Genomic DNA, 13,698 nt, shown 5'->3' on the forward strand with positions numbered 1-13,698 from the left:
CCGGACCAGTCAGTGCGGCCACCTCACCAGACCCCGCGTTGCACCAGGCCAGTAGCGGCAGGACGGAGCACTGGTCGGCCGTGTCCTGTTGGGAAAACCGACTTATCTGCGCGGCCTGTCATCACAATGTGGTTCGCTCTGCTCCTCAGGCGATGCAGCCGTAACGCTCAATCCCCATAGCTCCGAGATCCGCCCGCGCTTTCCTCCTTGTCAGATTTGTCGCCGCTGCAGCTCACGCTGACAGCAGCCACAAACCTTAGACGAAGCCGCCATTTGAGGCGAGCTTTCCAATGGCCGCTTTGGCAGATACCGATTTGAGAAAGTCACGCTTAGCGGAGCTCGAAAATGCGTCGTTCACGCTTTTGGCGTGTTTTGCGAAAGCGTAGGCTGGAATGGTCACGGATTTGTCTAACGATCCCGAAGCGGATCGGATGAGAAATTTTTGCGCAGACTACGTGTCAGGGTGGTCGCATTGGCAAACCCGCAACGCAAGGCGATTTGATCGAGTGATATGTCGCTGTATCGAAGCAGCTCGCGGGCGCGGGCTAGACGAAGAAGCAAGTAGTAGCGCCCCGGCGTGGTCTGCAATTCCGTCCAGAACAGACGGCGCAAGGACCGTTCGGATATATTTGCCTGCTCCGCCAGTGAAGGGACAGGTTGCGTTGTCTCGAGTGCTTCCGACATGAGCACGACGACGCGTTTGAGCTTTGGGGACACGGCTTGCGATAATGCCTGATCGGGATAGGAGGCGCCGTGCCGTCTGGCGTTGTCGTGCAGGAACATTGCACCAGCGTCAAATGCGACGGAGGCACCGAACCGCTCCCGAATGAACAGCAGCATCAGATCTAAAGCCGCTGCCGCGCTGCCGCATGTCCAGAACCGGCCATCCTGCACATGGCGATCAGGGAGAACCTCAACCTTAGGAAACTCCTCGGCAAATTCCTCAAGTAGCTGCCAGTGCAACGTGGCTTTCCGAGCGTTCAGGAACCCACCCCGCGCCAGAATCCAGGCACCGGTATCAGCTGCAATCACCGTGGCACCCTGCATCAGTCGCCCAAGACTGCGAGCGGAGGTCACGCCCTTGGTGTTTCGAAAGGCGTCGCCACCAATGATGATGACCAGATCGGGCTCAAGCGCGTCCGTTATCGGCATTTCCGGTGAAACGCTCAGACCGCTGGAACTGCTCACGGCACGATCGCCATCCGTCAGAATGTTCCAGCGGACATCTGCACCGGTTTGGTCACGCACCACCCGCAACGGTTCAAGCAGGCAGGCAAGCACCATGTTGGAAAAGGCATCGCACAGCAAAACAGAGATGTGGATGGAACGCATTGGCAGAATTGATCTCATATTTGGCAGGATGAGTATGAAACATGCCTAGACAATTTCCTAGAGTGGTGGCCGTAGCCCACCGGAACAGGATCACTTGACCATGCAGAACCGTCCACTTTCCCACGTTCGTGTCCTTGATTTTGGGCACTATCTGGCCGGGCCATTGGTCGGTATGATGCTGGCCGATCTTGGCGCCGACGTTATCCGCATCGATCCGCCAGCTGGCCCAAGGTGGAAGGACCCGGCTTTCGACATGCTGTCGCGTGGCAAGCGTGCACTGACGCTTGATCTCAAGACTGCAAGCGGGCGCGATACAGCACTTGATCTGGTGCGCCGCGCTGATGTGGTGATCGAGAACTTCCGCCCCGGCGTGATGGAGCGGCTGGGGCTTGGGCAGGACGCGCTTAGACAGGCGAACGCTGATATTGTTTCGCTGTCGCTTCCAGGCTTCGCGTCAACCGATCCCGAGCTCGGCAGATTGGCAGCCTGGGAGGCGGTGGTCGCGGCACGCACCGGGCAGTATACCGACATGGGGTTGAACCGTCGGCTGATGGGGATCAACCCCTCCTTTACGCCGCTGGGACTGGCTTCAGCTTATGGTGCCGCATTCGGCGCGATGTCGGTCCTCTTTGCACTGGGAGCGCGAAGCCGGATGGGAGGTGACCACATCGAGGTGCCGCTTGCGTCTGCCCTGCTGGAGGGGCTGGTTTACAATTGCGAGCAGATCGAGGACTACCCCGACCGCTACAAATCCCCACGCGAGCTGGAGCTGGAGCGGCGCGCACGTGACGGTCTGCCCAACAACCTGAGCTTTGCCGAGCTGTCCGAATTTCTTGATCCGTTCTACCGGACCTATACCTGTGCAGACGGGCGCGGGTTTTATATCGTGTCCTGCTCGATCGTGAACCACCCCCAAAGGGTGCTTGAAGTTCTCGGGCTTGGCGATCTGTTGAAGGACCTGCCGGATTTCGATGTCTATGTCGATCAGGCAGATTGGCCCGGGGAATGGGCTTTGCGGAGCTATCCGGTGGGGGCAGGCGATCGCAAGCGCCTGTCGGATGCGATGAAGGCCGCATTCCTGACCCGTCCTTCGCATGAGTGGGAAAAACTGTTCGGTGCGGCCAAGGCCCCGGCCACAGCGCAACGCAGCACAGCCGAATGGCTGGCCGACCCCCATGCGTTGGCCTCGGGGCTGGTGATCGCTCTTGACGATCCCCGCCATGGGCAGATGCGGCAGATGGGCAATGTCGCTTGGCTGGCGGATGATCCGGGTGCGATGGAAAAAACCGCCGGGCCAGAGCCAGATAGCTTTCGCGAGAAACTGACCGCCGTTCTTGCAGAGTCGCCGCGAATGCCCATGGGCGGCGGCGGTAAGGGCCTCTGGCTTGACGGTTTGAAGGTGCTGGACCTAACCAATGTCATTGCCGGACCGACCGTCGGTTCGACACTGGCGCGCTTCGGGGCGCAGGTCACGCTCGTCCAGCCTGTAAGGCCATCGGTCGACCCATGGAATGCGGTGGTCTTCGGACTGCATGCGCAGCGCGGCAAGGAAAGCGTGCTGCTCGATCTGCGCTCGGACCAGGGGCAAGAGGTTCTTTGGCGAATGGTGGCCGAGGCGGATGTGATCACCATGAACGGCACTGACCAAAAACTTGACGCACTGGGCCTGAACGAAGCGCGACTGAAGGACATCAATCCGCGTCTCATTCTGGTGCAGCTTGATGCCTGGGGCGGACCGCGCCCGGGGCCGAAATCGGATCACCTCGGCTATGACGACCTCGCGCAGGCGGCGACCGGTGTGATGACCCGCTTTGGCGGTGGGCCGGAGACACCCGAGGAACACGCGCATTTCGGCACCATCGACGCACTGACAGGGTATTGCGCCTGTGTCGCCCTCGGCGCGGCGCTGGAGCGGCTCAGGAAGACTGGCAAGGGCGGTATTGCCCGCGCGTCTTTGGCCGCCGCAGGCGAGATGATACAGGCGCAGTTCATGTATGACTTCGACGGACGAGCGCCCTTTGACGAACCCTCCGGGCGCGCGGTGCGTGGCTGGGGGCCATTCTATCGGTGCTATGAGGCCGCTGATGGCTGGATGTTCTTTGCGGCACCGACAGAGCGGGAGGCGGCGCTGACCCGGGTGGCGGATGTATCCGACCTCGCGGGACTGAAGGGCACTGATCTGGAGGTCGCACTTGCAGACCGGTTTACGCAAAGGCCGGTTGCAGACTGGATGCGTGCCTTCGCAAGCGGCTCGGTGGGGATCACGCCACTTGGCTCCCTCCACGGCACGCGCGATGCGGCCCTGCAGCGGGAAAGCGAAGGCCAGATCGATATATCCAAGGCGACCTTTCGCGCGATACGCCATGATCAACACCCGATGGGGCGGTGGGTCGACCTTATCGCGCCGAATGCAGTACGGCCCGAGAAAGCCGGCATAACCATTCCCGGGCCCGCACCGAAATATGGCCAAGATACGCGCGAAGTCCTTGCACGCCTTGGCTATGAAGATGCGGAAGTCCAAAGCATGATCGACGGTGGGGCCGCTGCGGACAGCTGGTCGGAGAAATACCTGCCGGAATAAGCAAGAAGAGAACCCGATATGACACAGGATCAGCCCCGACCGGCGACCACGCCCCGCACCCGCGCCAAAGCGCGTCACATCCTTGACAACTATTACATCGGACCGTCCCGCGACGACAGGGTGCTGGAAATCTGGGGCTATACCCCTGAGATGAGCTATGCCCCCGGGGATCGTGTCGCGCTGCATGTGTCAACCACCGCAGCCGAATGGGAGTTTGAGATCGGCCGCGACGGGCTTGAATACGTGCCGTTGCTGACCAAGAGCGGCCTGCTGGGGGAGCACCATCCGACGCCCCGGGATTGCTCGGTCAAAGGGTGCGGCTGGCCCGAAGCCTATGCAATCACGATCCCCAATGATTGGGCGCCCGGCGGTTATCTGGTCACGTTTCGCGTCCGGCAAGACGATGACATGGTGGAAGAACACCATATCATCCTGATCAGAAGCGCGCCCGATGCCACGCCACCGACCTATGTGCTGGTCTGTGCGACGGGTACCTGGCTGGCATATAACTGCTGGGGCGGCTCCAATCACTACGAGGGCATCACAGGGCCAAATGGCGATGCCTTTTCACCCATCGTATCTACACAGCGGCCATGGACACGGGGGTTTTGCAGACTGCCCAAGGGCGCGCCTCGCGCGCTGCGTGAACAGCCGACCAGACCCGGCGAGATGGTGCGCTATCCTTTTATGGAGTGGGCCTATGCCTATGGCTATTCCAAGAAATACGCCTCGGCGGGCTGGGCGAGTTACGAACGTCATTTCGCGCGATGGGCGGAGGCTGAGGGCTATGGATTTGACGTGATTTCCCAGCATGACTTGCACCGCGACCCGGATCTTTTGAACCGCTATGCCTGTGCCGTCTTCGTGGGTCATGATGAATACTGGAGCGCAGACATGCGCGATGCTGTCGATGCCTATGTTGACGCTGGGGGACATGTCGCGCGGTTTGCCGGGAACTTCCTGTGGCAGACTCGGATCGAAGACGAAGGCCGAACACAGATTTGCTACAAATACATCGCGGATCAGGACCCTTTGATGGGGACGGAACAGGAGCACCTTGTCTCGGGGGCCTTCGAGGTCGCGCCTGTGGACCGCCCCGGCGCGTTGACCTTCGGTGTCAACGCCCTGCGTGGCGTCTATGCCGGCCTTGGCAACTGTGTTGGTGGTGGCGCTGGCGGCTTTACGGTCTATCGCGACGACCATTGGGCCTTTCAGGGTGCCGGGCTTGGTTATGGCGACGTGCTGGGCGCGCGCTCGCGGATTTTCGGCTACGAGGTCGACGGTCTGGACTATCGTTTCGAAGATGGGTTGCCGTTTCCCACATGCTTGGACGGTGCCGTCCCGGAAATCGAGATTCTCGCCATGGGGCTCGCCACCAATATCGAGGCTGATCAAGGGGTCTGGGGCGAAACGCTCTATATCGGGTCAGCGGACGCGGCGTTCAAAGCGCAGGTGCTTTTCGGAGAGGTCACACACGAAACCTTGGACGCCTGCAAACGCGGCAACGGAATGATCATCTCGTGGCTGCGTGGCAAGGGCGAGATTTTCACCGCCGCGACCTGTGAATGGGTTGCGGGTCTGATTCGGCGGGACGACCAAGTCGAACAGATCACGCGCAACGTCTTGAACAGGTTTGCTAAATCGAAGGGGCGCTCACGGTAGATGCTGCGTCTTGATTGAAGCGGACCTCTGTTCAAACCGCAGCATCGGTCAAAATGGGCTCAGAGTCCGCATTCGCTGCGTGCTGCCCCAATGTCTGGTATGCCGGCTGACCCTGTCCATCAGTATAGACTGGCGGCTACCTGAGAAGCCTATTTGCTGTCGCCGCTTCTGATCCGCTTCAAACCGTCGAAGTCGATTTCCTGCTTCTGTTCCTTAGTCAGATCCGGCCGGATTTCCGATACCGGCTTGGGCCCGCAGACGTCCCACATCACCGCAAGCTCACTTGTACTCCAGCGATACACCCAACCAACAACGCTGCACCCATCGGTCCCAATCAGATTGGCGATCGCGACGCCCTCACCCTTATCTTCGTTCACTGTTTACTGACTTCCTGCACTGTGGCGCTGCGAATTGCGGCGTGGGGTTGCAGAGCGTTCACTACGACCGCGCGCCGGACTTCGTTGATTTTGGCTAACTGGTCCTCGATGAGGGAATGATCATCAGACCGGGAAAATGGGTTCCCGTGTTCTCAACAATTCATTGGCTTCAAATCCTGTGGTCGGGCTCCGTGGCGGCTTCGACGACCGCCAAAACATCGAACGGGTCAAAGCCGATGGCGCGCGCCAGAACGACCAGTTCGACGACGTCGATCCGGCGTTCGCCGCTTTCGAGGCGCGCCACGAGAGATTGATGGCACTTGAGCCTGTCCGCCAAGTCGTCCTGGCCCAAGCCTGCGCTTTTGCGCGCGTCGACCAACGCCTGGCAGAGTGCCACCTGTCCCGTGCTTCTGATTGTCTTTGCCACGCGTCACATACCTTTTGTGACGTCGCTAGCGGATGAAATCTGTTATCTAAAAAGTAGATATTTGAGGATGTTATCGGCGTCCAGTTTCCATAGGGTGCAAGTCTGAAGCAGACCGAATGAACCATCAATCCCCTACCAGCTGCAGAAACCGGTCGTAGTCTTCACTGACTGCGCGCGCTTCCTCAAAGGCACGGGTACGCTCTTCATCTAGACAGCGGAAGTAGCTCTGAATGTCGCTGATGTAGTCTTCAAAATCTTGCCGGATAACGTCTCTGTAATCGCGCACTAACTGAGAATCACTGGGCACAAATGGACGGGAGGGTGCGTGACAGGATTCTGCGGAACCCGTGCCAGGGACAACCAGAAGAATAGGTAAAGCCTGCAGTATGTGCAGCCTTCTCAACCTGAGGTTTTTCAAACCGGTTATCTCCTTGCTCGCGGACGCTGGACGTGCCTAGTGTCTGCGTGACCAAACTACAGCTAAACCGCGATATTACATCTTGCGGTTGATAATATACTATCGTAACTCTGGGCTTCAAGTGGGAATGCCTAGGGTCGCGCCATTGGAGAAAGCGTGAGCCGGGCCATGAACTGGGACATCGAAGCACCAAATGTGGTTACGGAAGCACGTTTCCGCGAACTCGTGGAAAGTGGCTATAGCGCTGAAATCTTGTGCCAGGAGTCGGCACACAAGAAGGGCCCGAGTTATTACGGGGTCTGGATCATGCGCGTCGTCTCTGACGAGGGGGTGGAGAAGCTGCTGGTCACGGCCCGCACCCGGACGACCTATAACGACATCAAGATCCGCGAATTCAAAACCATCACGGGCGTGGTCTCCTTCCTCATTGGGATTGGCTTCTCCCATGCCGATGTCCCGCTCGAGGAGGGCCAGCGGACAACGCACAAGCTGGCTGCAACCGACAAGGGCGGCAGCAAGTAGCCTTCTCCTTTTCTGGTTCCTGACGGGTTCCGCAAATGCGCAGATGGTACTGGTCATGGAGAGCGATGGCTCTCTGACCCCTTCTCGCTCCCAGGACAGCTTTGCCCGCAATTACCATGACGGCATCGGCCAGGGATCGGCAGCCGATGAACTTGCGATTTTCGGCAGCGATGAAACTGTGCCAGAGCGTGAAGCGATGCGCTTTGCAGCCCGTGTCGGGCCGGCACCCCTGCCCCACCCCGATGTCCTAAACGCCATAGAGACCACGGCCCTGCGCTATGCCAGCCACCCCGGCCTAAGGCGCGCGGAGCTTTCCGTCACGGACTGGCTGAGCCTCTACCGCGCCAATATCGAAGTGGAGAGCGCATATCGGCAGGATGCGGTCTCCCGTGCGGGCGCCATTGGCCTTGGTCAGCTTATGCCCGACACCGCGCGCGACCTCGGCGTCGACCCGCGCGATCCACAACAGAACCTCGACGGTTCCGCTCGCTACCTTGCGATGATGCTGGAAAGCTTCGGCGATCCGCATCTGGCGCTTGCCGCCTACAACGCTGGGCCGGAAGCCGTGCGCCAACACGGTGGCATTCCCCCTTACCGAGAAACCCAGAACCACGTGGCCCGCGTCATGGCCGTTGTGGCCCGATTGGAAGGATCAAATTCATGAGACAGATTTCAAACCTCTTTGTCGCCTCGCTGGCGCTATTCCTGTTCATTGCCGAGCCCGCCCTTGCACAGAGCATCGATCTCTCCCCGATCCAGAGCTTGTTACAGGGCATTGTCGATGCGCTGACCGGACCCCTTGGTGTGGTCATCGCCACACTCGCGGTCCTCGGCGTTTTCTTGAGCTGGTTCTTCAACATCATCGACCTGCGCCAAGCGCTTTGGGTCCTCGTGGGCATCGCCGGTGTCGCGGCCGCCCCCACCATCGTTGCCGCGGTCTTTGCCGGTGGCTGAGCGCTCGCCTCTTTTTCTCGGCCTCGTGCGTCCGCCCAAGCTTCTGGGCCTGCCGATCATGTATGCGATGGTCTGGCTCTTCGGTTCGGTGCTCTTGTTCGTCTGGGTCCAGCACATCGCGGTGCTGGGTGTCGCCGCCCTGCTCTATCCGGTGCTGTGGAAGGCCGCGGATTGGGACCCGCGTTTCATCGACGTGATGATGACAGCGCTGCAGGAGACGCCACCCACGCGAAACCGCAGCATCCATGGCGGGGACAGCTATGCCCCGTGATGACACACGTGATGCTGCGCTCGACCCCCGCACAATGACGCCGGACTGGTACGCGCGCGAGACCCGGCTTGCGCATATGCTGCCCTATGTGAGCCTCGTCGACGACCAGACCGTGCGGACACGGGTGAACGAACTCTTCCGCTGCATCCGGCTCGAGGGGATCAACAGCTACACGATGGACGATGCCTATCTCGACAAGGTGACGGCGCTTTTTGCCCGCATCGTCGCGCAGCTTGGGCCGGAATTCAGCTATTACGTCCACAAGGTCTCCAAGGCGATCAAACCGGATCTGGACCCAATTGGTGAGGACAGCTTCGCGGGCGAGGTTGACCGGCGTTGGCGCGCGAAACTCGAGACCAGCGGGCTGCGCGACAAGACGCTGACGCTCACCGTCATTCACCGCCCGCCCCCGAAAAGCCTCCTGCCGCATCTCGGCCGCAGCGCGCCGGACCGGCTGAAGGAAGAGACCCGCAAACGCCAGCAGCGCCTCGGTGAGGCCGTGAACGTCTTCCTCTCTGGCCTCACCGAGCTCAAGCCGCGCCTGCTGTCAGCCGGATCGGGAGAGTTGGTGGGATTTTTGGGCGCGCTCAACACGGGCACCGAGCTGCCGCTCTACCCGGCCAACACCTACGGCTTTCTGTCCTTCAACGTCGCCAATACCCGCGTGACGTTTTACGGCGACCATTTCGAGCTTTCCGAGGGCGTCGTGGGCCACCGCTACGGCAAGAGCTTCACCATCGGAGAATACTCGGAAGGCACCTCCTGCACCATGTTCGACATGCTGAACCTGCCGGTCGACATGATCGTGACGCACTCCTTCACGCCGATCAATTCGAACCTCATGGCGGGCCGCATCAAGCGGCAAAAGCGCCAGATGCAGGCCAGCCAGGACGCAGCCCTCTCGCTCCTGGAAGCCCTGGACATCGCCGCCGATGATCTCGAGGCCAAGCGCCAAAGCTTCGGCGAGCATCACATGGTCGTGACGCTCTTTTGCGACACGCTCGAAGAACTGCAAACCCTCAGCGCCGAGATCGTGAACGCCGCCGCGACCGAAGGCGTGAAGATGATTGGCGAGCGGGTCGCGGCCAAGGCGCATTACCTCAGCCAGCACCCCGGCAACCAGCCAAAGCGCGTCCGCGCCAGCGCCGTCACCAACCGCAACTTCGCGGATTTTGCGGCCTTCCACCGGACACAGCTCGGCAAACCTGCAGCACTTACCCCCTGGGGCCGGGTCGTCACCTATTTGCCCACGCCGGAGCAGAGCGCCTACCGGTTTTCTTATCACGAGCAGGGCAGCCCTTCCAGCGAACCGACCAGCGGGCATACCCTGATCATGGGACGGCCCGGGTCGGGCAAATCAGTGCTGTCGGCCTTTCTGATGACCCAAGCCCGTCGCGCAGGGGCGCGGGTCTTCGTCTTCGACTACCGTCTCGGTATGGAGATGGCGGTCCGCGCCAATGGCGGGCGCTACGCGTCCCTGAACGCCGGCCAGCCCACGGGTCTCAATCCGCTCTGGACAGAGACCGATGCGCGCGGCACCGCTTGGCTCTCGGACTGGCTTGCCACGCTGCTCTACCGCGCCGACAAGCCGCTGACCCCTGCGCAGACCAACCGCATCCAGGAAGTGGTGCGCCAAAACGCGCAGGCCTCCAGTCCGGCCCTGCGGAACTGGCAGGATTTCGCATCGCTTTTTGTGTCCACCGATGATGGCGGCGATCTGCACCAGCGCCTGCTCGAGTGGACCGAAGACGGCCGCTACGGCTGGATCTTCGGGCAGAGCCTCGAGGACACGTTCTCGCTCAAGGGCGATGTCGTGGGCTTCGATCTGACCGGCATTCTCGACAGCGAGGCCGACAAGGAACGGATGGCGGTCCTGTCCTATCTTTTCCGCCGGGTCGAACGCGAGATCGAGGATCGCCGCCCCACCATCATCGTGATCGACGAGGCATGGAAGGCCCTCGATAACGCGTATTTCGCCGAGCGGCTGTCGAACTGGCTGGTGACCGCGCGCAAGCAGAACACGGTTGCCGTGATGATGACGCAATACGCGAGCCAGCTCGAGCGCACCCGGACCGGCAAGACCATCATCGAGGCGGTGCCGACGCAGATCCTGCTGCCCAATATCCGCGCGCAGCCTGCGGACTACGCCATGCTGAACCTAACGGAGAAGGAGCTCGACGTCCTTCTCAACACCGGCAGCGACAGCCGCCTCGCGCTCATCCGCGATGACCAGGGCTCGATCGTCGTCGATGCCGATCTGAGCGCCCTCGGGCCCAATCTCACCATCATGGGCGGCATGGAGAAAGGCGAGGCGCTCGTCGGCGCTGATTACCGCGACCGCCCGGACTTCTGGAGGCTTTCATGATCCGCATTTTGTTGCTTCTCGCCGCGCTCGGCGCCTTGGCCTCCTGCGCGCAGTACCAGGAACCGCGGGCCAATTGCTTCACCTTCCTGGCTTCGACAGCCCCTGTCGCGCCGGATTGCAACTTCTCGCCCCTTGGCGCGCTGGAGGGTGACGTTGAAGTGTAGGCTGCGTCATATCCTGGCCCTTTGCCTGCTGCCTGGCGCCGCCTTTTCCCAAGGTGTGCCGACCAATGACAGCGGGTTGACCGCGCGCGATATCGTCGAGACCGGCGATCGAGAGGCCGACCTCGCCATTCAAGCGGACAAGCTCTCGGTGCGAGAACTCATCGCCGAAATCGAACGGGAGCAATTGGCCACCCTGCAGCGCATCCTCGATGCCCAGAGCAGCTTCGGCGGTCAGGGCCTGCCGGCCATGGTCTCCGGGCTGGAAAGTGGCAGCGGCGATCCCGACCGCGCCGTGGAAGCCGTCTATGGCACGGGCGAGATCGATCCCAATCGCGGCGGTGCGCAGATGTTCGGGGATGCGTCTGAGAACATCGAGCAACTCATCATCCGCGTCGCCCAGGAAACCAGCGGCTTTGCCGGCGTTGGCCGCGCGGGCCTCTCCCCGGTTCAATGGCGCGCACTCCTACAGGCGCTCATCTGGCAGGAAAGCCGGTTTACCATCGGCGCGCGCTCGCCGGTCGGCGCCTTTGGCCTCACCCAGATCATGCCTGGGACGGCCAGCGATCTCGGCATCAACCCGGATTACTATGACAGCCCCTACCTGCAGGTGCATGGCGGCGCGCGCTATCTCGCCACCCAGCTCAACACCTTCGATGGCAACATCATCAACGCCCTCGCGGCCTATAATGCCGGCCCCGGCCGGGTCTTTGAATATGGCGGGGTCCCACCTTTCCGCGAAACCCAGCACTACGTCCAGGTCATCCCCGAGCGCTACAATCTCTATCTGAGCCGCATCGGCGGGATCGAAGCGCTCGGAACGATCGATCCGGCGCTTCTGGCCAATGCCAACCTCTCGATCACCGGGCATGGCGCGGCCTTCTATGGCAGCAACTCCCCCGCTGCGATCAGGCAGGCCGCCCTGCGCATTGCGGATATCGTCGAGCGGATTTCTGAGACGGAAGACATGCAGGAAAGCGTCGCGCTCAACACCTATGCCCGCGCCGAACTCGTGCGTCTCGTCGCCGCGCGTATTCGTCTTCAAGCGGCACGGACCCGCGTGCTTTCGGCCGAGGAATTGGCACAGGCCAGCGCCCGCATGGCCGAGGGCGCATTCATGGAATTCACGATCAGGGAGATAGACTGATGAGAGATTTGCTCGTGAGAACGGCCTTGGCCACAACGCTTGGGGCTTGCCTGCATCTCGGCACCCTCTCCCCTGCCGCAGCGCAAGGCGTGCCGGTCGTCGATACCCAGAACATCGCGCAAAACATCCAGCAGCTCCGGCAGATGATCGAAGACGAGATCCTGCAGAACGAGCAGCTGACGCAGCTCCGCGAACAGCTTGCCACACTCACGGACCAACTCGCGGAGCTGCAAAGAACCTACGAAGCCCTGACCCGCCTTGCTGAACTGCCGGAAATCATCCGCACCGAGATGGAGGACGAGCTGAACGGCCTGCTTGATCAGGAGTTCGGAGACATCCTCGCCACCATTGAAGCCATCAAGACCGGCGACTTCTCTGGCCTCTCTGGCTCCGGCGCGGGCGAGATCGAAACCCAGATGGACCGGGTCCTGGCCGATCTCGGATTTGACGATGACACCCTCTCGGAAATGGCCACCAGCGGAAATCCCGGAGCCAACCGCGTGGCAACGCAGGCAACAACCGGCGCGCTCGTCTCAGCCGCCGCCCAGAACAGCTATGAAGACGCAGGCCAATCGCTCGAGCGGGTAGACCGCCTCGTCGGGCTCATCGACGACATGGACGAACTCAAGGAAAGCATCGATCTCAACACGCGCGTGACGGCGGAACTGGCCATTGCGCTGGTCGCCATGTGGCAACTCGAAGCCGTGCAAACCGTGGGTGACGGCACCGGCGGCGTGATCGATGCCGCCACCATCGCCGAGGAGCAGCGCTTCATGGATTTCACCTTGCCGGACCTACGGGCAGACTGATCGTGGGGGCATGAATGGTGGCGAGTGAACAAGAAATCATCGAGGAAGAACTGGTCTACGGTGCCCTGCGCCGCGAACGGCTCTGGCAACGCCTTGGCCTGATGGGCCTTGTCTTCGGTATCATCGGCTGTCTGAGTGCCGCGGCTGTCTCGATCCTCGATGTCGATCCGCCACCTGTGGTCGTCCCCTATGATCCCGCCACTGGTTTTGCCCTGCCCGAGGCGTCCGTTGGGGCCACATCCGTCACCGCCAACCAGGCGATCATCGAGGCAGAGGTGTTCCGCTATGTGACCGACCGGGAGGTCTATAACCAGCTCGACAACGATCTGCGCATCCGCAGCGTCCTGCGCCGCTCGGACGGAGCTGCCGAGAGCGGGCTGCGCCAGATCTGGAACAGCGCCAACGAGAATTACCCGCCGACGGTTTATGGCCCCAATGCCCGGCTCGACGTGGAAATCCTCAGCATCAACCGGATCGGAACCAACCGCGCGACGGTCCGCCTGCGCAAGCGCCTGACGTCCATTAACGGCACCCAGACCGGGCTCTTCACTGCGACGCTTCTCTTCGAGTTCCGCCCGGAGACCCGCCGGTCCATCGACGAGGTCTGGACCAACCCGTTTGGGTTCACCGTGCTCGAATATTCCATCCGCTCCGACAGATTGGAGAATTAGT

Annotated in this window: 15 protein-coding genes; 11 read left to right on the forward strand and 4 right to left on the reverse strand. The window is 61.3% G+C overall.

From position 1 onward, the window contains the following. Nucleotides 1–408: 408 nt before the first annotated feature. Nucleotides 409–1,332, reverse strand: a complete 924-nt coding sequence (locus tag DSHI_RS18375; protein WP_157865438.1) for a GlxA family transcriptional regulator — start codon at nt 1,330–1,332, stop codon at nt 409–411. A 100-nt stretch (nt 1,333–1,432) separates the two neighbouring features. Between DSHI_RS18375 and DSHI_RS18380 the strand changes: the two genes are divergently transcribed. Further along, nucleotides 1,433–3,913 (forward strand): CoA transferase, encoded by a 2,481-nt coding sequence (locus DSHI_RS18380; RefSeq protein WP_012187170.1) that lies wholly within the window; start codon nt 1,433–1,435, stop codon nt 3,911–3,913. An 18-nt stretch (nt 3,914–3,931) separates the two neighbouring features. Further along, complete coding sequence (locus tag DSHI_RS18385; RefSeq protein ID WP_012187169.1) at nt 3,932–5,575, forward strand: N,N-dimethylformamidase beta subunit family domain-containing protein; 1,644 nt, start codon at nt 3,932–3,934, stop codon at nt 5,573–5,575. A gap of 149 nt (nt 5,576–5,724) precedes the next feature. Here DSHI_RS18385 and DSHI_RS18390 read toward each other — a convergent pair whose 3' ends face one another. The 3 genes from DSHI_RS18390 to DSHI_RS22840 all read right to left on the reverse strand — a co-directional run bounded on the left by DSHI_RS18390 (nt 5,725) and on the right by DSHI_RS22840 (nt 6,764). Beyond that, nucleotides 5,725–5,952 (reverse strand): hypothetical protein, encoded by a 228-nt coding sequence (locus DSHI_RS18390; RefSeq protein WP_012187168.1) that lies wholly within the window; start codon nt 5,950–5,952, stop codon nt 5,725–5,727. 169 nt (nt 5,953–6,121) lie between these two features. Further along, nucleotides 6,122–6,379, reverse strand: coding sequence for a helix-turn-helix domain-containing protein (locus tag DSHI_RS18395; RefSeq protein WP_012187167.1), 258 nt, complete (start codon nt 6,377–6,379; stop codon nt 6,122–6,124). A 124-nt stretch (nt 6,380–6,503) separates the two neighbouring features. Next, nucleotides 6,504–6,764 (reverse strand): hypothetical protein, encoded by a 261-nt coding sequence (locus DSHI_RS22840; protein ID WP_044029425.1) that lies wholly within the window; start codon nt 6,762–6,764, stop codon nt 6,504–6,506. A 201-nt stretch (nt 6,765–6,965) separates the two neighbouring features. Between DSHI_RS22840 and DSHI_RS18405 the strand changes: the two genes are divergently transcribed. From DSHI_RS18405 to DSHI_RS18440, 9 genes are read left to right on the forward strand one after another with little or no spacing between them, the layout of a single operon-like run. Next, on the forward strand, nt 6,966–7,319 hold the full coding sequence (locus DSHI_RS18405; protein ID WP_012187165.1) for a hypothetical protein: 354 nt from the start codon (nt 6,966–6,968) through the stop codon (nt 7,317–7,319). Nucleotides 7,320–7,362: 43 nt separating this feature from the next. After that, nucleotides 7,363–7,983 carry a lytic transglycosylase domain-containing protein gene (locus tag DSHI_RS18410; protein WP_012187164.1) on the forward strand — a complete coding sequence of 207 codons (621 nt, stop codon included), beginning with the start codon at nt 7,363–7,365 and terminating at the stop codon, nt 7,981–7,983. Then, nucleotides 7,980–8,273, forward strand: a complete 294-nt coding sequence (locus tag DSHI_RS18415) for a TrbC/VirB2 family protein (RefSeq protein WP_012187163.1) — start codon at nt 7,980–7,982, stop codon at nt 8,271–8,273. The genes DSHI_RS18410 and DSHI_RS18415 overlap by 4 nt, the downstream gene beginning before the upstream one ends. Continuing rightward, the gene (locus DSHI_RS18420) at nt 8,266–8,544 is read left to right on the forward strand and encodes a VirB3 family type IV secretion system protein (protein ID WP_008327373.1); all 279 of its coding nucleotides are present in this window, start codon (nt 8,266–8,268) and stop codon (nt 8,542–8,544) included. Before DSHI_RS18415 ends, DSHI_RS18420 begins: the two co-directional genes overlap by 8 nt. Next, nucleotides 8,534–10,909: a VirB4 family type IV secretion/conjugal transfer ATPase gene (locus tag DSHI_RS18425; RefSeq protein ID WP_012187162.1), complete on the forward strand. Its 2,376-nt coding sequence runs from the start codon at nt 8,534–8,536 to the stop codon at nt 10,907–10,909. Before DSHI_RS18420 ends, DSHI_RS18425 begins: the two co-directional genes overlap by 11 nt. Next, nucleotides 10,906–11,073 carry a hypothetical protein gene (locus DSHI_RS22645; protein WP_012187161.1) on the forward strand — a complete coding sequence of 56 codons (168 nt, stop codon included), beginning with the start codon at nt 10,906–10,908 and terminating at the stop codon, nt 11,071–11,073. The genes DSHI_RS18425 and DSHI_RS22645 overlap by 4 nt, the downstream gene beginning before the upstream one ends. Before the next feature lie 55 nt (nt 11,074–11,128). Continuing rightward, a complete protein-coding gene (locus tag DSHI_RS18430; protein ID WP_044029367.1) occupies nt 11,129–12,217 on the forward strand; it encodes a lytic transglycosylase domain-containing protein in 1,089 nt (362 codons plus the stop codon). Beyond that, complete coding sequence (locus DSHI_RS18435; RefSeq protein ID WP_012187159.1) at nt 12,217–13,026, forward strand: type IV secretion system protein; 810 nt, start codon at nt 12,217–12,219, stop codon at nt 13,024–13,026. Before DSHI_RS18430 ends, DSHI_RS18435 begins: the two co-directional genes overlap by 1 nt. Before the next feature lie 14 nt (nt 13,027–13,040). Then, nucleotides 13,041–13,697 (forward strand): VirB8 family type IV secretion system protein, encoded by a 657-nt coding sequence (locus DSHI_RS18440; protein ID WP_012187158.1) that lies wholly within the window; start codon nt 13,041–13,043, stop codon nt 13,695–13,697. Nucleotide 13,698 lies beyond the last annotated feature (1 nt).

It is taken from the genome of Dinoroseobacter shibae DFL 12 = DSM 16493, assembly GCF_000018145.1.
Taxonomy (GTDB): Bacteria; Pseudomonadota; Alphaproteobacteria; order Rhodobacterales; family Rhodobacteraceae; genus Dinoroseobacter; species Dinoroseobacter shibae.